At 42.5% G+C, this 26,766-nt stretch carries 21 protein-coding genes and 1 pseudogene; 13 read left to right on the top strand and 9 right to left on the bottom strand.

Annotated features, from left to right (window positions below):
* The first annotated feature begins 23 nt into the window (after positions 1 to 23).
* The 7 genes from CV014_RS03385 to CV014_RS03355 all read left to right on the top strand — a co-directional run bounded on the left by CV014_RS03385 (position 24) and on the right by CV014_RS03355 (position 9,641).
* Complete coding sequence (locus tag CV014_RS03385; RefSeq protein ID WP_236140732.1) at positions 24 to 2,396, top strand: type IV pilus secretin family protein; 2,373 nt, start codon at positions 24 to 26, stop codon at positions 2,394 to 2,396.
* Positions 2,397 to 2,669: 273 nt separating this feature from the next.
* Positions 2,670 to 3,311 (top strand): Uma2 family endonuclease, encoded by a 642-nt coding sequence (locus CV014_RS03380; protein ID WP_236140731.1) that lies wholly within the window; start codon positions 2,670 to 2,672, stop codon positions 3,309 to 3,311.
* A gap of 177 nt (positions 3,312 to 3,488) precedes the next feature.
* Positions 3,489 to 4,559, top strand: coding sequence for an Mrp/NBP35 family ATP-binding protein (locus tag CV014_RS03375; protein WP_236140730.1), 1,071 nt, complete (start codon positions 3,489 to 3,491; stop codon positions 4,557 to 4,559).
* Between the two features lie 272 nt (positions 4,560 to 4,831).
* On the top strand, positions 4,832 to 6,145 hold the full coding sequence (gene rodA / locus CV014_RS03370; RefSeq protein WP_236140729.1) for a rod shape-determining protein RodA: 1,314 nt from the start codon (positions 4,832 to 4,834) through the stop codon (positions 6,143 to 6,145).
* Between the two features lie 166 nt (positions 6,146 to 6,311).
* On the top strand, positions 6,312 to 6,509 hold the full coding sequence (locus CV014_RS03365; RefSeq protein ID WP_103139333.1) for an NAD(P)H dehydrogenase subunit NdhS: 198 nt from the start codon (positions 6,312 to 6,314) through the stop codon (positions 6,507 to 6,509).
* A gap of 113 nt (positions 6,510 to 6,622) precedes the next feature.
* On the top strand, positions 6,623 to 7,279 hold the full coding sequence (locus tag CV014_RS03360) for an HAS-barrel domain-containing protein (protein WP_236140728.1): 657 nt from the start codon (positions 6,623 to 6,625) through the stop codon (positions 7,277 to 7,279).
* 184 nt (positions 7,280 to 7,463) lie between these two features.
* On the top strand, positions 7,464 to 9,641 hold the full coding sequence (locus CV014_RS03355; protein ID WP_236140727.1) for a cation:proton antiporter domain-containing protein: 2,178 nt from the start codon (positions 7,464 to 7,466) through the stop codon (positions 9,639 to 9,641).
* A gap of 218 nt (positions 9,642 to 9,859) precedes the next feature.
* On the opposite strand, the gene pstB is transcribed toward CV014_RS03355, so the two are convergent.
* The 4 genes from pstB to pstS form a co-directional block, all read right to left on the bottom strand.
* Positions 9,860 to 10,666 carry a phosphate ABC transporter ATP-binding protein PstB gene (gene pstB / locus CV014_RS03350; protein ID WP_103140162.1) on the bottom strand — a complete coding sequence of 269 codons (807 nt, stop codon included), beginning with the start codon at positions 10,664 to 10,666 and terminating at the stop codon, positions 9,860 to 9,862.
* Positions 10,667 to 10,732: 66 nt separating this feature from the next.
* Positions 10,733 to 11,614: a phosphate ABC transporter permease PstA gene (gene pstA / locus CV014_RS03345; RefSeq protein WP_236140726.1), complete on the bottom strand. Its 882-nt coding sequence runs from the start codon at positions 11,612 to 11,614 to the stop codon at positions 10,733 to 10,735.
* Between the two features lie 21 nt (positions 11,615 to 11,635).
* A complete protein-coding gene (pstC, locus tag CV014_RS03340) occupies positions 11,636 to 12,586 on the bottom strand; it encodes a phosphate ABC transporter permease subunit PstC (protein ID WP_236140725.1) in 951 nt (316 codons plus the stop codon).
* Positions 12,587 to 12,816: 230 nt separating this feature from the next.
* Positions 12,817 to 14,001 (bottom strand): phosphate ABC transporter substrate-binding protein PstS, encoded by a 1,185-nt coding sequence (gene pstS / locus CV014_RS03335; protein WP_236140724.1) that lies wholly within the window; start codon positions 13,999 to 14,001, stop codon positions 12,817 to 12,819.
* A gap of 682 nt (positions 14,002 to 14,683) precedes the next feature.
* Between pstS and CV014_RS03330 the strand changes: the two genes are divergently transcribed.
* Positions 14,684 to 15,271: a biotin transporter BioY gene (locus tag CV014_RS03330; protein WP_236140723.1), complete on the top strand. Its 588-nt coding sequence runs from the start codon at positions 14,684 to 14,686 to the stop codon at positions 15,269 to 15,271.
* Positions 15,272 to 15,346: 75 nt separating this feature from the next.
* Positions 15,347 to 15,871 (top strand): signal peptidase II, encoded by a 525-nt coding sequence (gene lspA / locus CV014_RS03325; RefSeq protein WP_236140722.1) that lies wholly within the window; start codon positions 15,347 to 15,349, stop codon positions 15,869 to 15,871.
* A gap of 153 nt (positions 15,872 to 16,024) precedes the next feature.
* Here lspA and CV014_RS03320 read toward each other — a convergent pair whose 3' ends face one another.
* Positions 16,025 to 16,678, bottom strand: a complete 654-nt coding sequence (locus tag CV014_RS03320) for a hypothetical protein (protein WP_268964469.1) — start codon at positions 16,676 to 16,678, stop codon at positions 16,025 to 16,027.
* A gap of 446 nt (positions 16,679 to 17,124) precedes the next feature.
* Between CV014_RS03320 and CV014_RS03315 the strand changes: the two genes are divergently transcribed.
* Positions 17,125 to 19,395, top strand: coding sequence for a transglycosylase domain-containing protein (locus tag CV014_RS03315; RefSeq protein WP_236140721.1), 2,271 nt, complete (start codon positions 17,125 to 17,127; stop codon positions 19,393 to 19,395).
* A 117-nt stretch (positions 19,396 to 19,512) separates the two neighbouring features.
* Here the strand turns inward: CV014_RS03315 and CV014_RS03310 are convergent, their stop codons facing one another.
* Together CV014_RS03310 and CV014_RS03305 are read right to left on the bottom strand one after the other, a co-directional pair.
* Complete coding sequence (locus CV014_RS03310; RefSeq protein ID WP_236140720.1) at positions 19,513 to 21,021, bottom strand: DUF4335 domain-containing protein; 1,509 nt, start codon at positions 21,019 to 21,021, stop codon at positions 19,513 to 19,515.
* Positions 21,018 to 21,644 carry a DUF3038 domain-containing protein gene (locus CV014_RS03305; RefSeq protein WP_236140719.1) on the bottom strand — a complete coding sequence of 209 codons (627 nt, stop codon included), beginning with the start codon at positions 21,642 to 21,644 and terminating at the stop codon, positions 21,018 to 21,020. Before CV014_RS03305 ends, CV014_RS03310 begins: the two co-directional genes overlap by 4 nt.
* A 435-nt stretch (positions 21,645 to 22,079) precedes the next feature.
* Between CV014_RS03305 and CV014_RS03300 the strand changes: the two genes are divergently transcribed.
* Positions 22,080 to 22,598 carry an adenine phosphoribosyltransferase gene (locus CV014_RS03300; protein WP_236140718.1) on the top strand — a complete coding sequence of 173 codons (519 nt, stop codon included), beginning with the start codon at positions 22,080 to 22,082 and terminating at the stop codon, positions 22,596 to 22,598.
* A 180-nt stretch (positions 22,599 to 22,778) separates the two neighbouring features.
* A pseudogene (locus tag CV014_RS03295) lies at positions 22,779 to 23,817 on the top strand (ABC transporter permease).
* A gap of 10 nt (positions 23,818 to 23,827) precedes the next feature.
* Here the strand turns inward: CV014_RS03295 and CV014_RS03290 are convergent.
* On the bottom strand, positions 23,828 to 23,992 hold the full coding sequence (locus CV014_RS03290) for a hypothetical protein (protein WP_236140717.1): 165 nt from the start codon (positions 23,990 to 23,992) through the stop codon (positions 23,828 to 23,830).
* On the opposite strand from CV014_RS03290, the gene CV014_RS03285 reads away from it, so the two are divergent.
* Positions 23,991 to 24,272 (top strand): hypothetical protein, encoded by a 282-nt coding sequence (locus tag CV014_RS03285; RefSeq protein ID WP_236140716.1) that lies wholly within the window; start codon positions 23,991 to 23,993, stop codon positions 24,270 to 24,272. The genes CV014_RS03290 and CV014_RS03285 overlap by 2 nt on opposite strands.
* A gap of 122 nt (positions 24,273 to 24,394) precedes the next feature.
* On the opposite strand, the gene CV014_RS03280 is transcribed toward CV014_RS03285, so the two are convergent.
* On the bottom strand, positions 24,395 to 26,575 hold the full coding sequence (locus CV014_RS03280; RefSeq protein WP_236140715.1) for a serine/threonine-protein kinase: 2,181 nt from the start codon (positions 26,573 to 26,575) through the stop codon (positions 24,395 to 24,397).
* Between the last annotated feature and the right edge of the window lie 191 nt (positions 26,576 to 26,766).

The raw sequence follows: 26,766 nt of genomic DNA, 5'->3' as shown, positions 1-26,766 counted from the left end.
CTTTATTAGGTGAGGAATGAACTGTGAAACAGTTTCACGGTAATAATTTTATTTTGGGTGCTGCTACTTTATTATTTCTGGCGGCACAACCAGTATCAGCACAGATTACACAAGTTAATGAAGTCAAATTAGCTCCCGTTAATGGCGGAGTAAGCGTGACTTTAAAAACCTCTGCTGGCTCTCGTCCCCAAGTTTTTACGACGAAAAGAGGTAATACCTTAGTTTCCGATATCATCAACACCCAGTTGCGTTTAAAGCAGGGCAATAATTTTCGCCAAGAAAAACCAGCTCCTGGAATTGCCTCTGTTGAAGTTGTCCAACTTGATGCTAATAGTATTCGGGTAATAGTCACTGGTGATAATGATGCACCTAGTGGTCAACCTGTAGTCAGAAAATCTGACAGTATTACCCTCAGCTACAGCCCATCAACTGGGACTACAGCATCAGTGCCAATTACCCCAACACCACCAGCATCTACACCAACCCCTGGAGCTACGGCGGCTCAACCAGGCGCAGTCCCCAATGTGCTTGTCCCTAACCCGGAAATCACTATTGACGGTAGACCGGCACAACCAGCAGGTGTGGGTCAACCTGTTAGCCAAGCACCACCATTATTACCCAGAGCCGTTCCCCCGCCAGTGGGAGACATTGCTGTTGCCGTTACAGATGCTTCTCCTAGCACTATAGATTTAGGCACACAGGAACGAGTGCCGCGTTTAGTGTTGCGGGATGCGCCAGTGCGTGAAGTTTTATCATTGCTGGCGCGCGCGGCTAATCTCAACTTGGCTTATATCGGTGGTGAAGGTAGTAAAGATGGGCAAGCAATTCAGCAAACCATCTCTCTAGACATAGAAAATGAACCTGTGCAGGATGTATTTAACTACGTCTTGCGCCTGAGTGGTTTAGAAGCTAACCGCAGCAACAGGACAATTTTTGTAGGGCCAAAACTGCCTAACTCCACACGCGACGTAGTTATGCGGAGCTTGCGACTTAATCAAGTCAGTGTGGGAGTGGCTTTAAATTTTCTGGTCGGCTTAGGTGCAGAAACAGCTGTGAGCCGGGAACGTCAAGTTACTAATGTTAGTGCCGTACCTGTAGGAACTGGCGTTGCACCCGTAACCCAAACCCAGACTACTACAGAAACTAGAGTAGAAACTCAACGAATTAACTATACAGATTCGACTCCACTACTGCGGGGTTTACAGGCTTTAGGGGATGAGCGTACCAATGCTTTGACATTAATTGGCCCTCCGAAGTTAGTTGAGATGGCGATGACTCAATTAACTCAACTTGATATTCGCCGTCGTCAGGCGGTCGTTAATGTCAAAATTATCGATGTTAACCTCACAGGCAACCAAGACTACAGCGCGAGTTTTTCCTTTGGTATTGGGAATAACTACTTCTCTGTGGATGGTGGGGCAGCCACCTTTAACTTTGGCGGCTCTCGGCCGGCTACTGGTACAGAAGTTGCCAATAGTGTTACTAGTACACCAACAACCAGTAACCCTCTCAGTAGTGCCAATATTTTCTTAGATCCTAACAATCCCAATACAGGAACACCAAGTGCAGGTGTCAGCAGTAATCCTACACAACCAGGACTAAGTAGCTACACAGAAGGCACAGCCGGTACAGTGACTGCTGTACCAGTAGAATTTGATCCTGTAACTGGTGAACCAACTAGATATGCTAGCCAGATTACTGGTGCTACTCCTAGTACCTATACCTATAGCTTACCCACCATATACCAGTTTCCCAAACGTCTTCTTGCTAGTTTGCAGGCTCAAGTGACAAATGGTAATGCCAAGATTTTGACTGATCCGACTTTAATTGTGCAGGAAGGTCAAACTGCTAATGTCAAACTCACTCAAGAAGTGGTAGGAAACATTAAGAGTGAAACAACTCGCGGTGATGGAACTTCCACCCAAACAGTAACAGCCGAAAAAACTGATGTAGGTTTAACTCTAGCTGTCAAACTTGATAGGATTGATGATAATGGTTTTCTGTCCTTATCAGTTGCTCCAGTTGTCAAAGCACCCCAATCTTCAGCTGTACTCAATGTTTCTGGTAATAGCCAAACAATTTTCTTGGTATCGGAACGTTCTTTGAATTCTGGTTTGATTCGCCTGCGAGATGGTCAAACACTAATTTTGTCAGGTATTATTCAAGACCAAGACCGGACAAGTGTGTCTAAAATCCCTATCTTGGGGGACATTCCTCTGATTGGTTCACTCTTTAGAAGTACAAACAGAACCAATGAACGTCGAGAAGTGATTGTACTTCTCACACCGCAAATTATGGATGATTCGGAAAACTCAGCTTACGGCTATAACTACACACCCAGTCCACAGGTGCGCCAAGTTCTGGAACGTCGGGGTTTAGGTACACCCAAGCGATAATTGAGAAATTGGTTTTCAACTTTAAATGGAATAAATTTAGATAAGCCACAAGCTGTCCAGCTTTGTGGTGTCTTTTTTTGCTCAGGATATTTAGTTGGGTAGAGTGCGTCAGTATAAATAATTTCTGACTATAGTTAGCTTCTCTTGAACTGACGCACCCTACACCCTGAGTCAATTTGAGTGAAAGTCTCAATGGCTGTCGTTCACCAAACCAACTATTGCAAAATATGGCAAACTCTTGGTATCAGCCAATATCCTGGGGAGAAATCAACTATGGTGGCGATAACACACCCAGCAGAAACTAGAAGTTTACTTCACAACATCAGCTGGCAAACTTTTAAAACTATGCTTCTGGAGATGGGTACAGAGCGCAGTTCCCGACTGGCTTACGACAATGGAATATTAGAAATTATGTCTCCACTGATGCCACACGAAAACTCAAACCGTTTAATAGAAGGTTTTGTGTTTGCGCTCTGTGAAGAATTTGGTTTAGAAATTAAACGTTCTGGTTCTTTGACTTTAACGCGGGATGATTTAGAACGGGGAGCAGAGCCAGATAGTAGCTACTATATCCAAAATGAAGCTTTAGTGAGAAATAAAGAAAATATTGACCTAGCCACTGACCCACCGCCTGATTTGGTGCTAGAGGTGGAATATTCTCGCTCTGCAATAGACAAATTGAAGCTGTATGCAGCGATGGGAGTTCCTGAGTTTTGGCGTTATAACGGCACTACATTAAGAATTTATCAACTTACAGACGGACAATATTCAGAAGTGCCAATGAGTATGACTTTTGCACCTGTCCCAGTGAGGGAGATTCCCCAATTTATTTCAGCAGCTAAACAAAATGGGGAAGTTTCTACTACTCGTGCTTTTCGTGCTTGGGTTAAGGAGAAACTTGCATCCCAGTCTTAGTTGGCAGGGTGTTGCATTGCCAATTCTGGGCTTCTCATCTTTAGATACCTAAAGAAAGTTAAGATTCTATTAGGTGATAATAAAAGTTTTTTAAATTTTGTTACGCCGATCGCAGAGAACACACCAAGCAATAATTGCTTTACATTTTGAATTTTTAATTTTGCATTTTGAATTGTTATGTACGATGTCCTCGATTCCCAATCTGTTTTAGAAGTGTTGCGGCCAGTACAAGACCCTGAACTACGTAAGAGTCTTGTAGAACTCAACATGATTCGCAACGTCAAAATTGAAGGTGGTAAAGTCAGCTTTACTTTGGTTTTAACAACTCCCGCTTGTCCCTTAAGGGAATTTATCGTGGAAGACTGTGAAAAAGCTGTGAAAAAGCTACCTGGGGTAACGGATGTCAGTGTCGAGGTCACAGCAGAAACACCACAACAAAAAAGCTTACCTGACCGCAATGGTGTTCCAGGGGTGAAAAATATTATTGCTGTTTCTAGTGGTAAGGGTGGTGTCGGTAAAAGCACGGTGGCGGTGAATGTCGCTGTCGCATTAGCTCAAACAGGGGCGAAAGTCGGCTTATTAGACGCGGATATATACGGGCCAAATGATCCCACCATGTTAGGACTAGCGGACGCTCAAATTGTGGTGCGTTCTACAGACAAAGGTGAAGTTTTAGAACCAGCATTTAATCATGGTGTCAAATTAGTTTCAATGGGTTTTCTCATTGACCGAGATCAGCCAGTCATTTGGCGTGGGCCTATGCTCAATGGTGTGATTCGCCAGTTTCTCTATCAAGTGGAATGGGGACAACTAGACTATTTAATTGTGGATATGCCACCAGGAACTGGTGATGCTCAGTTAACCCTAACTCAGTCTGTACCGATGTCTGGGGCTGTGATTGTCACAACACCACAAACTGTAGCACTGTTAGATTCTCGTAAAGGTTTGCGGATGTTCCAGCAAATGAACGTGCCGGTATTGGGAATGATAGAAAACATGAGCTATTTCATTCCTCCCGATATGCCAGATAAACAATACGATATATTCGGTTCTGGTGGTGGTTCTAAAACCGCAGCCGAATTAGGAGTTCCCTTATTAGGCTGTGTTCCCCTAGAGATTTCCACTAGAATTGGTGGTGATAATGGCGTACCGATAGTTGTCGCTGATCCAGATTCAGCCTCAGCCAAAGCTTTAAAAGCGATCGCCTTAAATATCGCCGGTAAAGTTTCTGTCGCTGCTCTCACATAGTAAATCTTAATTTTTGTCTAATTCCTGAGTGAAAGCTTGGGAATTCAGAGTTATTAATAATCATGGGGCATAGGGTATGGGGCATGGGGCATAGGTCATAGGGCATGGGGCATAGGGCATGGGGCATAGGTAATTAAGTATTAGGATAAAATTTGTCTACCTTGTCTTTCTCGTCCCCAATCCCCAATCCCCAGTCCCCAGCGAAGCACTGAGCTTGTCGAAGTGTCCCCAGTCCCCAATCCCCAATCCCCAATCCCTAATCAACAATCAAAATGTTATTGAAACGTTCGCTTCCTAAAATTCGTTGGCAGTATTGGGTTAAACCTTGGCAGCAGATAGATTGGCTCTTATTTATTCTGCCTGTGGGAGTCAGCTTCTTTGGCGGACTCATGATTCTTAGCACTGAACTGAAGCAACCTGTAACAGATTGGTGGTGGCATTGGTTAGTTGCTGGTATAGGTACTTTAATTGCGTTATTTATTTGTCGCTTTCGTTACGAGAATTTACTGCAATGGCATTGGGTAACATACGCAATTACTAACTTCAGTCTAATTGCGGTGATGATTGCTGGGACTAGTGCTAAAGGCGCACAGCGATGGATTAATATTGCGGGTTTTAACGTCCAACCCTCAGAATTCGCCAAAGTGGGAGTAATCATCACGTTAGCGGCTCTATTACACAAAAATACGGCAGCTACTCTACCTAATTTTTGCCGAGCTTTAGCTTTTACAGCCCTACCTTGGTTATTGGTATTTGTGCAACCTGATTTGGCAACATCTCTAGTGTTTGGATCAATAGTATTAGGAATGTTGTATTGGGCAAATGCTAATCCAGGTTGGTTAATTTTGTTAGTATCTCCCGTGATTGCAGCCATTTTATTTGGTACATCTTGGCCGTTATCAGAACCATTAGTAGTTTTTCATGAAATCGCACTAGGGCCTTTAGGCATTCTTTGGTCGATAGCTATGGGCATTTTGGCTTGGTTCACTCTGCCTTGGCGACGGTTTGGTATGGCTGGAATTGGTGCTGGAGCTATTAATATGATAGGTGGTGAACTAGGAATTTTCGCCTGGAATCATATTTTGAGGGATTATCAAAAAGCCCGACTGACAACCTTTCTACGTCCTGATCAGGATATATTAGGAGCTGGTTATCACCAACATCAATCACGCATTGCTATCGGTGCAGGTGAAATGTGGGGTTGGGGTTTGTTTAAAGGGCCGATGACACAACTGAATTTCGTTCCTGAACAACATACAGACTTTATATTTTCGGCTGTAGGGGAAGAATTTGGTTTCGTTGGATGTTTAGTTGTTTTATTTATTTTCTGTTTGATCTGCTGGCGGTTGCTACACGTTGCTCAAACAGCCAAAGATAATTTTGGTTCGTTATTGGCGATCGGTGTTTTGTCGATGATTGTGTTTCAATTGATTGTTAATGTTGGTATGACTGTAGGTTTAGCACCTGTAGCGGGGATACCGTTACCTTGGATGAGTTACGGACGATCGGCAATGTTGACGAATTTCATGGCACTAGGAATAGTAGAATCGGTAGCCAATTTTCGCCAACGGCAGAAGTATTATTGATTTTGGAGTAATGAGTGCTGAGTAATGAGTGCTGAGTGCTGAGTAATGAGTGCTGAGTGCGGCTTCAGTCAATAGTTACTATTGGGAAAAGTGAAACTATGAACTATGGACTATAGACCAATCAAAGATATTAAGCTATTAGAAGGAATAACTAAGGAAAGAAGTCATGATTCTACCTGGAGCAACTGTTCGTGTTAAGAATCCCGCAGATACTTACTATCGCTATGAAGGACTAGTACAACGCGTCAGTGATGGCAAAGTAGCTGTGTTGTTTGAAGGCGGAAACTGGGATAAAATCATTACCTTTCGCCTATCGGAACTAGAACCTGTAGAAATCGCTACTGGCAAGAAAAAAGGAAAATAAGTCTTAGTCATTAGTCCATAGTCAATAGTCATTAGTAAAAGAATAGTGACTATTGACTTATCACTCATCACCGGCTAAACGCCGCGCTACCGCTAACAGCACTCAGCACTCTCATGCGTCTTCCTCTACCACAGTTTAATACGAGCGATCGCCACCCTAACCACATTGCGGAGGTGATCGAAACTACCTCTACTGAATTTTTGGCACAGTGTCTAGAACCGGAAGATTTAAGCTTTCCATCTATGCCGCCTTTTGGTAGTTGGGTGCTAGCTGTAGATGAGGAATCGGGTAATCAAGTTTTTGCAGTAGTATATTATGCTACTACAATGCCCGTTGATTCTGTACACCGAGCCGTGGCTTTGGGGTTATCATTGCAAGAATTACGCGAGGAACAGCCGCAAATTTTTGCCATGCTCAAAACTGAATTTCGGGCGGCGATCGTCGGTTTTGCCCCACCATTAACAATTACAGGTGCTAACCAAAGAGTTTATCAATATTTACCACCACGTCCCCCCCAAATTCATCAAGCTGTTTATCGGTGTGAACCAGATTTAATAGTTAAATTTACCGAAGAGTTAGATTTTTTGCGGACACTGCTAGCCATTAACGGCGCGCCGGTAGAAGCGTTAACTGCGGCGGCGATTCGGGAAGTTTACCAATTACGCAAAGCTGACAGGGAATGGCTGATTAAGGCTGGACGCACTCTTAGTGTCCTCCTCAAAGACGACTACGATCGCCTACGATTTATTTTGAGCCAGATTCACCCATAAATAGTTAATTCCCAGATAATTGTTAATTTTTAAGAGTGGCTTTCCAGATACTTAGGTGTAAGTTAGAAACACCAGAGGGTGTTCTAAATTGTGAATTCTCCCGAAGGCGATAGACGATTGCAGAAAATTATTAAAAGGAATCATAGAATCATAGCTTCACCATCGCTCCTGCAACTCCTAACCTATGGAACGAATATTACAAGTTCTTGCACTAGAACCAACTACCCAAGTTCTGGGACAAGAACCAATTGTTCCCTTTGCTATTTTGCTGGTAGTTATTTTAGTTGTACCTATTTTATTTGAACGGCTGAAATTACCTGGATTAGTTGGCTTGGTTTTATCTGGATTAGTGCTTGGCCCATCAGGCTGGGATCTATTTCAGAACAAATCAAGCATCATCAACTTGCTAGCAGACATTGGTCTAGTTTATTTAATGTTTGTCGCAGGTTTGGAGGTGGAAATCGCGCAGTGGCGACGACAAAAACAACGTGCTTTAGGTTTTGCCTGCTTGAGTTTTGGTATATCGTTTTTACTAGGAATTTTAGTTGGCAGAATTTTTCATCTCAATTTGCAGCATTCTATATTATTAGGCTCATTATTTGCTTCCCATACTCTTTTAGCTTATCCTTTGCTGAGTCGTTTGGGAGTAGTTAGTAATGAAGCTGTCACAACTACAATTGCAGCTACGGCTTTTACTGATATAGGCGCGCTGATAGTCTTGGTGGGATGCGTGGCGATATCTCAGATCAAGATTTTTAGCTTAACTACACTACTTGCCTTACTGGGGGAATTAATTATTTACTCTGTTGTGATTGTGGTGGGTTTAGACTGGCTAGGCAAAGAATTTTTTCGCCGCTCAGGAGATGATGAAGGGAATAAGTTTTTATTTGTAGTGCTGACTCTATTTTTAGCTGTGATGGGAGCGCAACTAATTGGAGTAGAAAAGATTTTTGGTGCGTTTCTAGCAGGTTTAGCCGTCAATGATGTCGTCGGCGAAGGGCCAGTTAAAGAAAAAATAGTATTTATTGGTAGTGTTTTATTTATCCCCATTTTCTTTGTGAACTTGGGTTTATTGATTGATTTACCAACTTTATTCAACAATCTTTTAATTTTTAGGTTAACTTCTTTAATTTTGATCAGTTTGATTGCCAGTAAATTTATTGCTGCTTGGTTAGCAAAATTCATTTATCGCTATAGCTGGCAAGAAATGCTGACAATGTGGTCACTCTCAATACCGCAAGTCGGTACAACTTTAGCCGCAACTTTTGTAGGCTATCGAGCCGGACTATTATCACCGGAGTTATTGAGTAGCTTTATCATTTTGATGTTAGTTACATCAATTTTGGGGCCATTGATTACTAGCCGCACAGCTGTCACCTTAACTCCGCAAGCAATCACAACTACAGCCACCACCGATTTACCACAGCAACAGTCAGAAGCACCGCGCACACAGACTTTTACGATAGTTGTACCAATTTATAATCCCCACACTCAGCAGCATTTAGTGGAAATGGCGGCTTTATTAGCACGTCAGACAAAGGGTAAGATTATTCCACTAGCGATCGCACCGGCTGCATCTCAGATGGATGCACCACAGTTAGAATTATCGGTACAGAGAAGTGAGCGTTTGTTAACCAAGGCTATTTATCACAGTCAAGCCTTTGGGATAGAAGCAGAGCCATTATTGAGAATAGATGATGCTTTTGCGTCAGGAATTAGCCGAGCCGCCCGTGAGCAAAAAGCTGATTTAATTGTCATGGGTTGGGGTAAACGCACTGGCTTAAGAGCGCGACTATTCGGCAATGTCATTGATGGTGTATTATGGGCAGCTCATTGTCCGGTAGCAGTTACACGCCTAGTAGATTCGCCCCAAAAAATTCAACGGATTTTAGTCCCTTTAGAAAATCTCATCACCCCATCACTACAGCCAGTGCAATTTGCCCAGATGCTAGCAGAAGCGAATCAAGCCCAGGTAACGGTTTTAAATGTATGCGATCGCCGCACCAGTTCTAGTAAAATCGCCGCTAGGCGATCGCACCTTTCCCAGTTGGTAGGGAAATTATCTACAGCCAATCCACCAGAAATTCAAATTCTTGCCCATGAGAATACAGCCCAAGCAATTTTGCAAGCAACAAGATTATATGACTTGGTAGTTTTACCCTTTATTCGTAATCACACTAATCCTGGCGGATTAGCCATTAGCGATTTGACAACTCAACTAGCCAGACAAATCACTTGTTCCATCATTGTGTTTGGAGAACCTCAAAACACTCCGCCAAATATCACTACACAAATATCTAGTTCACAGTACCCATCTCTAGAGGATGCTGGCTGGAAAAAGGGCGTTGGGAGTCGGGAATAGGGGTTGGGGATTGGGGATTGGGCATTGGGCATTGGGCATTGGGCATTGGGCATTGGGCATTGGAGATTGGATTAAAATCTACCTCATCTACCTCGTTAACCTTGTCTACTTCTCCCCGTTCCCTAATGACTAATGACTAATGACTATTAACTAATAACCAAAAAATATGGGATGCAAATAAAGCATCCCCCATCTGTCGCAATATTTATTGATGATACTTAACCGAATCTACCACTGACGTAATCTCTAGTGTCTTCTTGCTTGGGATTGTTGAAAATGACTTCTGTGGCATCATATTCTACTAAGTAGCCGATACGACCTCCGGTTTCTGTGGAACGGACGTTGAAAAAGGCTGTCATGTCGGAGACTCGTGCAGCTTGCTGCATATTGTGAGTCACAATCACAATAGTATATTGCTCTTTCAATTCATGAATCAGTTCTTCTACCCGCAGGGTAGAGATGGGGTCTAACGCTGAACAAGGTTCATCCATCAGGATGATTTCGGGTTGCACTGCTACCGCTCGTGCAATACATAATCTTTGCTGTTGTCCACCAGATAAAGATGAGCCACTTTGTCTGAGTTTATCTTTGACTTCATCCCATAAGGCGGCTTGGCGTAAGCTTCTTTCTACCAACTCATCCATATTACCTTTGTAGCCGTTGATTTTAGCTCCAAAAGCAATGTTGTCATAAATTGATTTGGGGAATGGGTTTGGTCTTTGAAACACCATCCCAATGCGACGACGTACTTCTACGGGGTCGATATCGGGTGCGTATAAGTTTTTGTCATAATAGAAAATCTTCCCTTCTGCGCGGAATGATTCAATTAGGTCATTGAGACGGTTATAGCATCGCAGTAAGGTACTTTTACCGCAACCAGAAGGGCCAATGAAAGCTGTAACTTTATTTTTGGGAATGTCTAACCAAATATTCTGTAAAGCCAGAAATTTACCATAGTAGACATTCAAGTTCTCCGTTTTTAAAACGGTCTCTGTACTATTCACTGTGCTAATGTTAGTAGCCATATATTGTTTTGGTGTGCGTTAAAAAGAAAGCAAAGCAATCTTGCCAAAGCTAGAAAAAATTTGTCTCTAAGCTTTCTGGCGGGTTGCCCAACGAGCGATGATACTAGTGACTAACACCATCAAGACCAAAATCAAAGAAGCAGCCCAAGCTAAGGCTTGCCAGTTCTTATAGGGAGAAATAGCGAAGTTAAACACCAAAACAGCCAGGGATGCTGTCGGTTTAAATAAGCTATCTGGCCAAAATGATGAAAATAAGGCGGTAAACAATAAAGGTGCAGTTTCTCCGGCTGCACGGGCGATCGCTAATGTAGTTCCTGTAACAATGGCTGGTAAGGCCGCAGGTAAGACAACTTGTATGACAGTCTGAAAATTAGTAGCCCCTAAACCTACTGAAGCTTGGCGTAAATCTTGCGATACTAGCTGCAAGGCTTCATCGGTGGTTCTCACAATAATGGGTAGCATCAATATTGAGAGTGCAAACCCCCCACCCAGTGCTGAATATGAGCCGAGATTGAATTTTACTAAGGTTAAAACCACAACCCCATAAGCAAATACCCCCGCAATAATGGAAGGAACTCCGCTTAATACGTTGGTAGCAAAACGTATCCATCTAGCCAGTTTACCAGAACTAAATTCTGTTAAATAGATGGCAGCAATTACACCTACAGGAATACTAATTGATGCACCGATACCTACCATTAATAGCGTTCCCAAAATAGCGTTACCAAAACCACCTTGTCCCCTTAAAGGGGCTGGCGGTAGTTCTGTAAAGATACGGAAATTGAGGCTGCTAAAACCTTGAATTAAGACATAGGACAGTACCGCAAATAAAGGCAATAGTGCCAATAACCCACAAGCAAATGCTACTCCCGTCATCGCGGTGTTAAACATGGTGCGGGGAGATGTGGTAACGCGAGTTAAAGCCCTTTCAGGAAAATGAGCAGTCATAAATATTCATCCACAACAAAGCTATATGCGTTTGACTCGCAGCACGACAAATTCAGCTAAAATATTGACCACAAGGGTCAAAACAAATAACACTAAAGCTGCATACATCAAAGCCGCAACTTGTAAACCATTGGCTTCGGCAAATTGGTTAGCTAGTAGGGATGAAATGGTATTGGCTGGTGCTAACAATGAGATGTTGACATTGTTAGAATTACCAATCAACATAGTCACAGCCATTGTTTCTCCCATTGCTCGACCAAGTGCCAACATCACAGCACTGACAATACCAGAGAATGCTGAGGGAATGAGAACTTGAAGAATTGTTTCCCACCGTGTCGCGCCTAGTCCTAAAGAGGCTTGTCTTAAACTGGGCGGTACGGAAATGAGTGCATCACGAGAAATAGCTGTGATGATCGGTAAGGTCATGATGGCGAGAATCACGCCCGCAGGTAACATTCCTGGCCCAGTAGGGGGGGTGCTGAAAATGGGCAACCAGCCAAAACTGCCATTTAGCCATTTCCCCAAGTTAGTTAAAATTGGTACTAGTACAAAAATTCCCCAGACACCGTACACTACACTGGGAATAGCTGCTAGTAATTCTACCAGAAACACTAAGACGGTGCGTACTTTACCTGGCAGAAAGTCTTCACTTAATAGTACAGCCGTACCTACACCGATAGGTACGGCTAATAGTAACCCAATAAAAGCACTGACGAGGGTTCCATAGATTTGAGGTAGCACCCCGTAGGTTTCATTGACAGGGTTCCAGGTGCTTTGGGCAAGGAAGCCAAGACCAAACTTTTGGATGGCTGGCCAAGCATCAACCATGACCTGGAGGGTAATCCATAATAGAGTACCTGCGATCGCGATCGCAAAAATTCGAGTCAGCCAAATAAAACCTCGGTCTAATGATCGCTCTACATCGGAGCGATTTTTAATAGCTGCCGGCAGATTCTGAGAATTTGTAGCCATGACGACTGACTGTAAAAATTAAATCAGAGATAAATGTGAGAAGCAACCAGATTACTAAGTGATTGTCGCTGCCGTGTTCAAAACCATAAGAACCCAGAATGATTAAGTTTTTATGCGTTCATCAACCCACAACGCGACACATGAAATGAGATTAACTAGTACAACACGGCATCAATCCATTCATGCACAATCAACTCTGTTACCTGTTCGTAATAGTTCCAGACAAATCACTATTTGCTAGCACTTGTACTGCTACCAACAGCAATTTTATAATCTGGGCTGATTTGGTCAGCAGCAGTAGCAACTTTTTGAACGACGTTTTGAGGTAAAGGCACATATCCTAATTCAGCAGCTACTTTTTGTCCTTCAGTTAAGCCATACTCAATCATGGCTTCGATGGCTTTAGCCTTAGCTGCGTCAGGATATTTCTTGTAAACCATAATCCATGAATATGTGACTACAGGATAAGAGTCAGCACCTTCAGGATCAGTAATAAAAGCTCTTAAGTTTTCTGGTAGAGTTACAGACTCTAAGGTTTTAGCGGCTGAATCTTCAGTCGGAACTACGAATTTTCCACCTTTGTTTTCTAAAGCAGCAAACTTTAAGTTATTTTGTTTAGCGTAGCCGTATTCAACATAACCAATCGAACCTTGTGTTTGCTGAATTTGTGCGGTTACACCTTCATTACCTTTAGCACCCACCCCAGTAGGCCAATTAACGGTTTTACCATCGCCTACTTTGCTTTTCCAGTCTGGACTAATAGCACTGAGGTGTTTGGTAAATACACCTGTAGTACCGCTACCATCAGAGCGATAAATTACTGTAATCGGTTGGTCAGGTAACTTGGCTTCTGGGTTGGCAGCTGCTATTTTGGGGTCGTTCCATTTTTTAATGTTACCCAGTAGGATGTCAACATAAACAGCCCGTGGTAATTTGAGTTCGCCAACATCAGGCAAGTTGTAAGCTAAAACAATACTACCTGCTGTCATGGGTAGTAGTATTACACCTTTATCTGCTGGCACTTTTTGGATTTCTTCATCCTTCATTGCCACGTCGCTGGCTCCAAAGTCTACAGTCCCTTTGGTAAATTGCTCGACACCAGCACCGCTACCTACTGACTGGTAGTTGATTTGCAAATTAGGATACTTTTTGTTTACGTCTGTGAACCAACTTTGATATAAAGGTGCAGGAAAAGATGCACCTGCTCCTGTCAAAGAGACATTACCACCTAAATCTAATTTTGCAGGATTAGAAGCTGTAGCATCCTTAGTGGTACCAGAGGAAGCATCATTAGTAGTATTACCATTGTCTGCTGCTTGCTGTCCACCACAAGCAGCTAAACCTGCTGCTAGTGCTAATACGGAGATTAAGACCGGAACACGGTTAATTTTTTTTGTCTGTAGACGTGAAAGCATAGATTGTCAATTGTGAGTGAATTTCCACATAGGCGTTTCTAAACTACCTCCTATGAGTGGTATTTAAAGTTAAGGAAAGGTTAACAAAAAAGAAAGAATATATTTTTTTTAGATTAGGATACTGACTTATTTAGGAAACTAACTAGATAAATTTTATACCCATTAATCATTATTTGTTGTTCACCGAACATTTCACAATCTATAATGTGTATTCACAAAAATCTATTAATTTCTATTCAGAAGCCTTAGTCAATGAAGAAGTTATCACCAGAAAAACCACTCTTGACCACTAGATTTATTTTTACATGAAGCAAAAATAAATCTGTATTTATACTGAAAAATTTTTCATTTTCACTTACAAAATAATTGTAATGCCAAGAGAAGTTAGAAAGCTTAGGTAAGACCTCGTAATTATGGCACGAAATCTAGTTTATAAAACTCTTGGAGATGTGAGCGATCGCCTAGTTAGCACGCATAAACACCAACAATACTGTCAATTATTTTACCACAATATCTAAGGCAATCCCATAAGGCAACAATTAAATCAAAATGCAAAAAAATGAACTGTTACCACAAACTAGAAATGCAAATCTCCACTACTTGAGGGTATCAGCAAGAGTCCCAGTTACATAGATTAATGCCTATACTGGTTGCTGTTAGTTTTCCTTTGGCCTCATAATCAATGTTTGCCGCTTCCAATCAATTGCTCTGGTCTATGATTGGCTTACTCTTGACAATAGGTGGTACTTTTCTCGAAGCCCACAGTATCAGCTTACCCTGGAGTTGGAGTCAACATGGAATTAAAACTGTTTCTTTAGGTGTCTCTTATCAAATTGGTGCGGTGCTATTAATAGGCTGCCTGGGAGGACAAAATGCTGGCGCGCTGTCACAAATTGCTTATTTAGTAATGGGGTTAGCTCTACACCCTGTATTTGTTGATGGCGGCGGTGTTGGCTACGTTAGATTATCTCAATTTGGCTACTTATTAGGATTTATTCCTGGTGCATGGATTTGTGGCTTTGTGGCTTTTCAAACCAGGCCGAAGTTAGAAACGCTAACATTTAGCTGTATTTGCGGCTTGTTAACAATCCATCTGTGTGGAATTATTTATTTAATTGTTAGTCATGCTTTTCAAGGGCAAGGTTTGGATAATCCTCTATTAACACAAACTATTCTCAATTATTCTTGGTTTGCTATACCTAGTCAGCTAGCTATAGTTTGTGCAGTCACCGTAGTAGCATATGTGTTGCGACACTTAATGTTTTATTAGTTGTAGGGTTAGAAGCTAGTATTTTTTAGTACCTGCGCTCCAATTCTTAGTCCTGATCCTCTACCCCCTAGTTTCATGCGTTTCAAAAATCCTCTTTTTCTAAGTCTTGCTTTTGTCATCGTCATTTTAGACCAATTAACAAAATACTGGGTGGTAGAAGTAGTTGCGTCTTGGCCGTTGGAAACTGTCACTAATCCGAAAACCGGCTTGACCTACGATAGACACACCCTACCACTCTTACAAGGTATCTTTCATTTGACCTACGCAGAAAATCCTGGTGCAGCCTTTAGCATACTAAGCGGACAAATAGATTTATTACGCTGGCTATCCTTAGTAGTCAGTTTAGTGTTAATAGCATGGGCTTTGTTTGGGCCAGTTTTAAATCGTTGGGAGCAGATAGGATATGGCTTTATCTTAGGTGGTGCCATAGGTAATGGTATTGATCGATTTGCTTTAGGCTATGTAGTTGATTTTTTTGATTTTCGACTGATTAATTTTGCTATATTTAACGTGGCAGATTCATTTATTAGTATAGGTATTGTTTGTTTATTAATTGCTTCCCTGCAAAAAACACCTAGTTCCAATCGCAGAGTGCATTAACAGAGTTGTCAATTCATGAAAAAAAAGGAACAAGCTGGAAAAACTTGTTCCTTAAAAAGTCTTAATTTCAGATACTTGGTTGTTTCAGGAAGAGAGAGGTGAGAAATCACCTTCTCTACAGAAAATTGATTCCTTAACAGAGTCGCAGCACTTTTACTTTCCAGTAGCAGGAGTTGAAGGTAAATCAGAGCCGGGAAGTTGGTTTGGAGATGCACTTTCCGGTGCGGGAGTGGTGCTTCCAGGAGTAGTAGATTCTGGTGCTGTGATATTTCCTGGTGCGGGAGTGGTGCTTTCAGGAGTGGTAGATTCTGGTGCTGTGATATTTCCTGGTGCGGGAGTGGTGCTTTCAGGAGTAGTAGATTCTGGTGTTGTGATATTTCCTGGTGCGGGAGTGGTGCTTTCAGGAGTAGTAGATTCTGGTGCTGTGGTATTTCCTGGTGCGGGAGTGGTGCTTTCAGGAGTAGTAGATTCTGGTGCTGTTGTGCTTCCAGGAGTAGTAGATTCTGGTGCTGTGGTATTTCCTGGTGCGGGAGTGGTGCTTTCGCTGGGTTGGGTTTCTACTTCAGTGCTACCAGGCGCGCTGGGTGCGGTAGGTGTAGTAGACTGATTACCTGCACAACGAGAGTTGAGTGGAAAACGTTCACACAGAATTTTAAATCCTTCTGGGGACAATTTGATTTCCGTTGGTGAACTTGTAGATGAGCTACTAGATTGAGCAATAGGGGATTTACTAGATTGAGCCAAAGCCATGTTAGCTGTGATTGCCAAAGTCAGGGCTGTACCAATCAGGGTCAGAGATTTTCCCATAATTCTGAACTTAACCTTAACGGAAACGGAACACTCGCACCATTAAAACAGACAATAGATTTTTTGAAAATATTCCTAAATGGGGATGTTTGCTTTTGTTGTAATGTTATGTGGATGTGCAGGGTAATAGAACTTCAAAGATTAGTTTGTGGTTCAAAGTTGTAATAAATACTAAAAAGGGTAAGTAATATATGATGCGATTGGATAACTAAAAATCAGGTTAAATAACCATTTTGCCGGATAATTCAAGATTTTAATTGGTATTAATGAGTAACGAAATAATCAAGTAAATTTACTTGAGATACAATCTCTTGATGTAAGATTGAATCGGCAATAATTCCGTATAGCCAATTAATGTTTTGGCTTATGAGTAAAATGGTGTAAGACCAATCAGAGAAACTGCCATTAACCCGATTCTTCACTCTTCACTGTGATGTAAGTAGCCGATGAACTCTCCCCAACCTCCCCAAAAGCCACAAACGTTACTTGGTCAACTGACTCAAGCAGTACATACGATTCAAGCTAGGGTTGACTTTTCTAAATTGGCACTCAAGCCTAATGCCAAGGTACCAGAACTCTGGGTGCAGGATGCCGGAGCAGATAAGGCAGAGATATATCCATTGTTGGGCGATCGCTATCTTCTAGGGCGCAGTTCCAAATCCTGTGATATAGTCATCCGCAACCCCGTTGTCAGCCAAATTCATCTGTCCTTATCGCGGGATTCTTCACACCGTAAACCCGTGTTTGTGATTAAGGATGAAAACTCGACGAATGGCATTTATCGCGGTAAGCGACGCGTTAATAATTTAGAACTACGTCATGGCGATATTCTCACCCTCGGCCCGCCAGAATTAGCGGCCTCAGTGCGTTTACAATATGTCGATCCGCCACCGTGGTACGTCAAAGCCGCAACTTGGACTGGTTATGGTGTAGCTGGTGTGAGTGCCTTGCTAGGGTTGGTAATTGGGGTGGAATCTTTAAAATTTCGCGTCCGTCCTCTACCCACAGCGACCCGTGCGCCTGTGGTAGTATACGCCCGTGATGGTAGTACCCCTTTACGTGAACCCAGGACAGTGGCTCACGTAGATATGAAGCGGTTAGAAGATTTTGGGCCTTATTTGCCGTCGGCGGTGATTGCTTCGGAAGATAGCCGCTATTATTGGCACATCGGGGTTGACCCCTTGGGTGTTTTACGGGCTGTGTTGATTAATACCCGGAGTGGAGATGTCCAGCAGGGAGCTAGTACCATCACCCAGCAGGTGTCTAGAAGTTTATTTCGGGAATATGTGGGCGCGCAAGACTCCATTGGGCGCAAAGTCAGAGAAGCCATTGTTTCTTTGAAATTAGAAGCCTTTTACAGCAAAGATGAAATTTTGCTGACTTATTTAAATCGGGTATTTTTAGGGGCGGATACCTCTGGATTTGAAGATGCTGCTAAATATTACTTTGATAAATCAGCCAAGGATTTAAATCTAGCAGAAGCCGCGACTTTAGTGGGTATTTTACCAGCTCCCAATGCGTTTAACTTTTGTGGAGATGGGCCAAGGAAACTGGATGCAGCCGACTATCGCAACCGTGTAATTAAACGGATGCTAGAAATGGGCAAAATTAGCCAAGAAGAGGCTAACCGCGCCAGAAGATCCACAGTACAAGTCAGTCCCAAAGTTTGTGAGCAGCAAGCTAAGACCATTGCACCTTATTTTTATGATTATGTATTTGTGGAATTAGAAAACATTCTGGGTGAAGGTGCAGCCAGGGAAGGAAATTACATCATTGAAACTCAGCTAGATCCGAGAATTCAAGCTCAAGCAGAAGCATCTCTGCAAAATTCTGTCAGAACAGCAGGTTCAACCTTTCGCTTTTCTCAAGGGGGAATGGTCACTTTAGATACTAGAACTGGTGGTATTTTGGCTATGGTGGGAGGCACAGACTACCGCCAAAGTCAGTTTAATCGGGCTGTACAAGCGAAACGTCAACCAGGTTCTACATTTAAAATTTTTGCCTATACCCAAGCCCTCGTCCAAGGTATACCAGCATCTAGGACATATTCCTGTTCTCCTTTAACTTGGCAAGGCTTTACTTATCGGCCTTGTCGTTCAGGAGCAGATATAAGTTTAGATATTGCTACTGGCTTGGCACTTTCAGAAAACCCTATTGCTTTGCGAGTGGGTAGGGAAGTGGGTTTAGATAAAGTGGTGTCAATGGCACAGCGTTTAGGGGTAAAGTCATCTCTTGACCCGGTACCGGGTTTGATATTGGGTCAAAGTGTAGTCAATGTTTTAGAAATGACTGGCGCATTTGGTGCCATTGGCAATCAGGGCGTATGGAATCCTCCCCATGCTATTAGTAGGATTTTAGACAGCAGTGATTGCCGCGATCGCAATGATTTTAAAACCTGTCGTGTCATTTACTCCTTCGACCAAGACCGAGAAGCCAACAAAAGAGTTTTACCCACTGCTGTCGCTGACGAGATGACTAATTTAATGCAAGGGGTAGTAACAAGAGGGACTGGACGTAGCGCAGCCCTTGGACTTGGGGAAGCTGGTAAGACTGGTACAACCGATAAAAACGTTGACTTATGGTTTATTGGTTTTATCCCCAGCCGCCGACTAGTTACAGGCGTGTGGTTAGGTAACGACAACAATTCACCCACTAACGGCAGTAGCGCACAAGCTGCTCAGTTATGGGGCAATTATATGCGGAGAATTACAAGGTAAATTGACAATGGGGCATGGGGAATTGGGCATGGGGCATTGGGCATTGGGCATTAAAAATATAGTTTCCCTTATCTACCTTGTCTCCCGATTCCCGATTCCCGATTCCCCATTACCCAATCATTGATACCCCTGCCAAGGAGTAACTTCTAATTGACCACTAGGTTTAAAGATGACTTGAAAGTGTGCTAAAGCTTGTTTATTATCAGGGGCGGTGGAATTAGAGCCGTAGACAGCTTGCATAATTTGGGGTAAAGGTGTTTCCCGAAAATAGTCAAAAGCTACTTGGTTTAGAGGTTCATAATCAGCAATTACGCCGTCTTTACTAATAGCAACACGATACTTCAAATCTTTGTTGAAGGTGGGAGTACCACTCCATTTTTGCCGGACTGTATCGTAAAGTGTTTTATTTAAAGTTTTGATTGTGTTGGAGTCAGTGATTTTTGCCCCTATGACTTCTGGTGTTCTGGCATATCCCCGCCAAGGACTAACCTCTAATATGCCTTTGCTGGTAAAAACAACCTTAAATTGGGCAATGGGTTCATTAGGAATGGGAGGACGTTTCGCCAGACTATAAATGAGGTTGGGTAAGGGAGTTAATTCTATACCTTGGTTGGCTTCTTTGTTGACGGCTTTGTAACCGACGATGGAACCATCCGCCGCGACTCCCACACGATAAACTAAATCCTGTTTAACTTCTGTGCGACTTTTCCAAGAGGGTTCGATTTGATTCCAAACTTGACGATTTAAAGCTTTGAGTTGGGAGGGATCTGTAATTTCATTAACGTTACTCAAAAGTGCTTCTAAATCTTTGATAGCAGGTGGAGTCGTGGCTGCTGTGGGTGCGGGTGTAGAAGTTGCAGCGACAGTTGTGGCTGCTGTGGGTGCGGGCGTTGCAGCGACAGTTGCGGCTGCTGTGGGTGTGGACTCAGCAATAGGTGTGGTTGTAGTGGTAGTGCTGGGAGTCTGAGTAGGAGTATTAGTTGAGGTATTAGAACTTTGTTCCTGTGGTTTAGTTTCTGGTGGACGAACTTCTGGGGCAGGAATTAAACTGAAGGCGATCGCTGCCACTGCTAAACTAGAAACACCAATAGTTGCGGGTACGGCTTGTTTGATAATGGCTTGACTCGCACCACCGTAACGTCTGGTGACTGGTTGCAGTTCTAAAGATAACTCCGGTAAAGTTTGGGTGTCTGCAAAAAATTGATCTACAGCTTCCACCAAATCAAACAACTGCACCGTATTTAAATCAATTTGAATGGGTTGTTGATGACGATTCGCACCAGAATTAAATTCATCTGGCGCGTTTTCAGCATGAACTATCAACCTGTGGCGGTTAGCGTCAATTTTCTGTAATTCCACCAATTCGGAATCTTGGTTATGTGCTTGGGGATTGGGTACATTACTTAAAAATTCTTGAGCATAGCCGCTTACAGCCCTCACCAAGCTTTCAAAAAATTCTCTCCCTCCTACAAGGGGTTGATTGTGATTGGAGATATAGCATTCTGCATTGACTAATATTGACAGTTCTGGACGCAATTCTTGGAACTGCGCGCCGCGTGTAGCATCACTTAATCCCTCTAGAAGCAATGTACAATTAGGTAAACTGTACTTACGTTGAATATTCATTCCACTTCACCGTCAAAAAGACTAATCCAGAAACGCTGCATTCCAGCCGTACCAGTACAAAATAGCAATTGTCCTAGTAGATTTATCGCTAAGTCGTTCAATTTTTCATCGGAATTTACAGCCAACGCACCAAAACGACGAGCATTCATTCTGCTTTTGAAGTGCGCTCTAAATCTTTCCAAATAATTAGATAGGCGCAAATTCTGTTCTAGGGGGATTTGTTTGTCGTTCATCTGCTGACAAATCATCAGCATTTGCCGAATGACAACTGTTAACCGTCGAGCGATGTAACAGGCAATCACTACTAAAGCTTTTGCTTCCATAATGCTTAAAGGGCGGCGGATATGCGCTCTTCTGATGGGGTTAGAACTCCGCATCCGCCACAAATTTACCCTATCTTTGACAATGCCCTTCAAATCCAACTCTTCAGCAAAAGTCAGTATAGCTTCAGAACCACCTAATTCTAAAGCTTCTATCGCCAATAAGATGAGATCAATTTGCAACCTAGTTCTAGCGGGACATCCCTGTCCGGCGATCGCTGGATCTGGTAAAGTGTCCAAAATCATCGGCAATGATGGGGGGGTTGGACTATTGAACGGCGTTAAGCTTGCTGAGACATTCATTCTATAAAATACCTTATGCGGTTCTAATAGACTAGATAAAACTAGTAAAACTAATTTAAGATCAACAGCTAATAATCAAGATTAAACTTGTAGCCATAACAAGTCTAATGGATATATACATTACTTAGTGCTTCTACTCCTGGAGTGACTTTACGTAAATTTAAGTTTTTAAAGCATAATTTTACTCTTTTGTCCTGTGAGTATTAATCTATCTTCAGCTTGGTGTAGATTCGCGATATCGTCAATGGATAACAGCACGGATACTATCATCCCAAGCGTATGACATTATAGTGTACGATTTTTCAGGTAACTGGGGGGAAGAGGCAGGGGGGCAGGGAGCAGGGGGAGCAAAGAAGATTCTACCCCAATCCCCAGTCCCTAATCCCCAGTCCCCAGTCCCAATCCCCAATCCCCAATCCCCAATCCCCAACAACTATGGATCTAAAATCTCTCATTCGCGACATTCCAGATTTTCCTAAGCCCGGCATTATGTTTCGGGATATCACTACTTTACTGCGCGATCGCGAAGGATTGCGCTATACTATTGACTTTTTGACAGAAAAATGCAATGAGTCTGGTTTTGAGGTTGATTATGTTGCGGGTATGGAGTCACGGGGGTTCATTTTTGGTACGCCATTGGCTTATAGATTAGGTGCTGGTTTTATCCCTGTCCGCAAAAAAGGCAAGTTGCCAGCAGCAGTCCATTCAGTGGAATATCAACTAGAGTACGGTACTGACTGTTTAGAAGTGCATCAAGATGCTTTACACCCAGGTAGCAGAGTCCTGATTGTAGATGATTTGATTGCCACTGGAGGAACAGCTAGTGCCACGGCTCAGTTAGTCCAGCAAATAGGCTGTGAATTAGTGGGATTTGGGTTTATTATCGAGCTACGAGATTTACAAGGACGCAAAAATTTACCAGATGTGCCAATCATTTCTTTAGTTGAATATTAGTCATTAGTCGGTAGGGGCGGGTTCTGTGAGAGACTCACGTTAAAACAGATATTTTGGTTAAACCCGCCCGTACATTAGTCCACAGTGTTCTGTTTAACTTATGAACCAAAACTAACTTAGTAGATACTTCTCATGTTGATTGAGGGGAAATTGTTAATTTGAAATTCGGAGCAAGGTAACGTGACTTCTACACGCATTTCTGGTGATACGTTTTGGAACTGGTTGATCAGATTTATTACCAGCGAAACCTTTATTTATGTAGTGAAACGGATATTGCAGTCGCTGTTAACTATTTTGTTAGCGTCGGCGTTGACGTTTTTCATTATGAATTGTCTCCAGGGAATTATGTAGACACGCTGCGGTCAAATCCAAAAATTTCCCCAGAAAGAGTAGCAGAATTAATCAAGCAATTTGGTTTAGATAAGCCTGGACAGAACAATATAGGCTATGGCTGTGGCGCATTATCACTAAGGGTGACTTTGGTACAAGCTTTGTATACCAGCGTTCAGTTGCATCGCTGTTGTGGGAGAGAGTACCAGCTACTTTACTTTTAGCGATCGCTTCTTTAATTTTCACATGGGCGATCGCTATTCCTCTAGGGATTGTGGCTGCTGTCAAACAAAATAAAGCCGCAGACCGGATTTTGCAGGTGATTAGCTACACCGGTCAAGGATTTCCCAGTTTCATTACCGTGCTGTGTCTTTTAATCTTCGCCCAATACACAACACCGTTATTTCCAGTCGGTGGAATGACGAGCATTAACCATACAGATTTATCTTGGTTCGGTAAAATCTTAGATGTAGGCTGGCACATGATTTTACCTACCATAGCCTTGAGTATCACCAGCTTTGCCGGCTTACAACGCATCATGCGCGGTGAATTACTAGACGTACTCCGACAAGACTACATCCAAACAGCACGCGCCAAAGGACTTCCAGAAAATCGCGTGATTTATGTTCACGCATTGCGTAACGCCATTAACCCGTTGATTACTTTGTTAGGTTTTGAGTTAGCTGGTTTATTAGGTGGCGCATTTATCGCGGAACAGTTCTTTAACTGGCCAGGTTTAGGTAGATTAACCTTGCAAGCCGTAATTGCCAAAGACCAATATTTAGTCATGGCGAGTCTAGTCATGAGTGCTGTATTGCTCAATATCGGCAACCTAATGGCAGACTTATTACTCAAAGTAGCAGATCCTCGCATTCGTCTAGATTCATAGTTCTTAGTCATTAGTCACTAGTATTTCTCACCCTGCTACCTTGTCCCCAATCCCCAATCCCCAATCCCCAATCCCCAATCTCCAATCCCCAATCTCCAATCCCCAATCCCCAATCCCCAATCCCCAATCCCCAATCCCCAATCCCCAGTCCCAATCCCCAATCCCCAATCCCCATGCTCTCCGAAGCCTACTATATACTGCGCTCTAAAGCTGATGGACGCTACCTCACGGCTCGTCCTAGTGAAGAAACATCAGGTTATTTATTACTCTTTCGGGAAAATTTTGATGCTTTAAGTTATCTCAACACTCACGCACCAGAAGTTGCAAACCGCTTTGCTGTCGAGTCGCTTCCAGGTACACAGTTGAGTAGTTTGCTCAAACGTTGGGGTTTTATAGGTGTGGGAATTGTCACTGACCCATTGTTGCCGAAAGTAGATTTTTTAAAGCACAGCTAAAATATAGAATTCAAACTACTGGACTGTCTAGACTAAAATAGTGCATTAGATGTTGGATAAAATTAAGAGAAATCAATGCTTTATACCTTTTTCTAATGCAACATTTAAGGCTGGTCACGCCACTACTCTAACCGCCAAATCTTGATAGTCTTGTCATCACTCCCACTGACCAAAGTCTGACCATCGGGGCTGATAGCTAGGGAACTAACCCATTCAGAATGACCAGTGAGGGTAGTTTTAAATTCTCCTGTGGCTAAGTTCCATATTTTGATAGTCCTACCATCAGCCACAACCAAAGTCTGAGCATCTGGGCTGATGACTATAGAATTAGACTCATCATTAGTAGATTTGGTCAGGGTAGATTTCAATTTTCCTGTGTCTAAGTTCCTAATTTGGATAGTGTTGCTAATACTCACAGGGATTAAAGTCTGACCATCGGGGATGATGGCTAGCGACTTAACCGAGTAAGGACCACTCAGGGTAGATTTCAATCGTCCTGTGGCTAAGTTCCAAATTTTGATAGTGGGTTCAATAATGCTCCCATTGATACCCCCACTGACCAAAGTCTGACCATCGGGGCTGATGGCTAGGGAAAGAACTGAGTTAGAATTATCAGTCAGGGTAGTTTTCAATTTTCCTGTGGCTAAGTTCCAAATTTTGATAGTCTTGTCACCACTCCCACTGACCAAAGTTTGACCATCGGGGCTGATGGCTATGGAATGAACACCGAGAGAATGACCAGTCAGAGTAGATTTCAATTCTCCTGTGGCTAAGTTCCAAATTTTGATAGTCTTGTCACCACTCCCACTGACCAAAGTCTGACCATCGGGGCTAATGGCTAGGGAACTAACACCGAGAGAATGACCAGTCAGGGTAGATTTCAATTCTCCTGTGGCTAAGTTCCAAATTTTGATAGTCTTGTCCCAACTCCCACTGACCAAAGTCTGACCATCAGGGCTAATGGCTAGGGAACTAACACCGTCAGAATGACCAGTCAGGGTAGTTTTCAGTAATAATTGAGTACGCAGAAAGGTTATTATAAACAACTGACTAAATTGATTAAATGGATATAGGTGATAAAACAAATTTCCACGCCATTCAGTTCCGATTAATAAAATGAATCCACCTACAATTATGATGGTTTTCAGATTACGCTTAGGAATGAATTTAAGTTTATTTATGAATAAACCTAAAAACTTGAATAGAAATAGTTGAGGTTTGACATGAGGAGGATTATTTGCTGGTGGTGCTGGCTGACCTGGATGAACTACTGTAGATGGGATAGCAGGTGGTTGCGTTGGTGTGACTATCGGTTGTAGATTTTGCTTTGGCGGTGCGGATGGCGTAACTTTTGGTGGGACAACTGTTGATGCTGGCGTGATTATCGGTTGCACATTTTGCTTTGGTGATGCGGGTGGCGGAGGTGCTTGTAAAGCTTGTAAAACTTCCTCGGCTGACTGATAACGATTTTGATATTCTAATTCTAATAATTTGTCTAAAATATTTCCTAACTCTAAACTCACAGATTGTTGTAAATGGTTACGCCATTCTTTTACCCAACTGTAACCTTGTCTATTCCACAAATGCCCAGGATAAACCCTAGTCATTAAATGAAAACAACTTGCACCCAAACTAAATAAATCACTAGCAGGATAAACTTCTCTATCTTCCATTTGTTCCAGAGACGCATAACCAAAAGTACCGATTTTTGTCCCTGGTCGCATTGTTCCCTGCACTTCCTTTGATGCACCAAAATCAATCAAGAATAACTTGCCATCACTCCGGCGACGCATGATATTCTCTGGTTTAATATCTCGGTGAATAATTTTTTGAGTATGAATTACTTTGAGAACTGGTAATAAATCCTGTAATAGTGCGCGGATTTTTTTCTCGTCGAAGATTCCTTGGTTTGCTAATTCTTCTAATAAATTCTCCCCGTCGATAAATTCCTGAATCAAATATAGACAATCATCTTCATCAAAATAAGCCTGTAGTTGTGGAATTTGGGGATGTTTAAGGTCTTTTAGTTGTATAGCTTCTTGTGCAAATAATTCTTTGGCTTTTTTTAAAGCGTAGGTATTTTGAGTTTGCGGCGCAAATTGTTTAATAACGCACTTTTCATTTAATTTATCAATATCTTCGGCTAAATACGTTTTCCCAAAACCTCCACCACCCAATGATTTCACAGGACGATAGCGGTTTCTGAGAATCACCAAAGGAACACCACAGTTAGGACAAAATTTTGTGGTGTCTGTGACAGGTGGATTATGACAGTCAGGGTTTAGACAACATATCTGAAACATGGGTGTATTTTGGTAGATACGTTGAGAGTTTTAGTATATAGTGTCACTTTTACTCCCATGATACCCGCCGTGAAGTTTAATTCCCAGATATTTGAGGACTAAAGTCCTCTCTACGAGACGCTGCGCGAACACTACGAACACATTAAAAAAGTAAGCTAGGTTTTCCCAGCTTACTTTTTTAGTCTCCAGTT

Source organism: Nostoc sp. CMAA1605, from assembly GCF_021596505.1.
GTDB lineage: Bacteria > Cyanobacteriota > Cyanobacteriia > Cyanobacteriales > Nostocaceae > Trichormus.
Note: the sequence above shows the minus strand (reverse complement) of the source record. Positions and strands in the feature narration are given on the sequence as shown.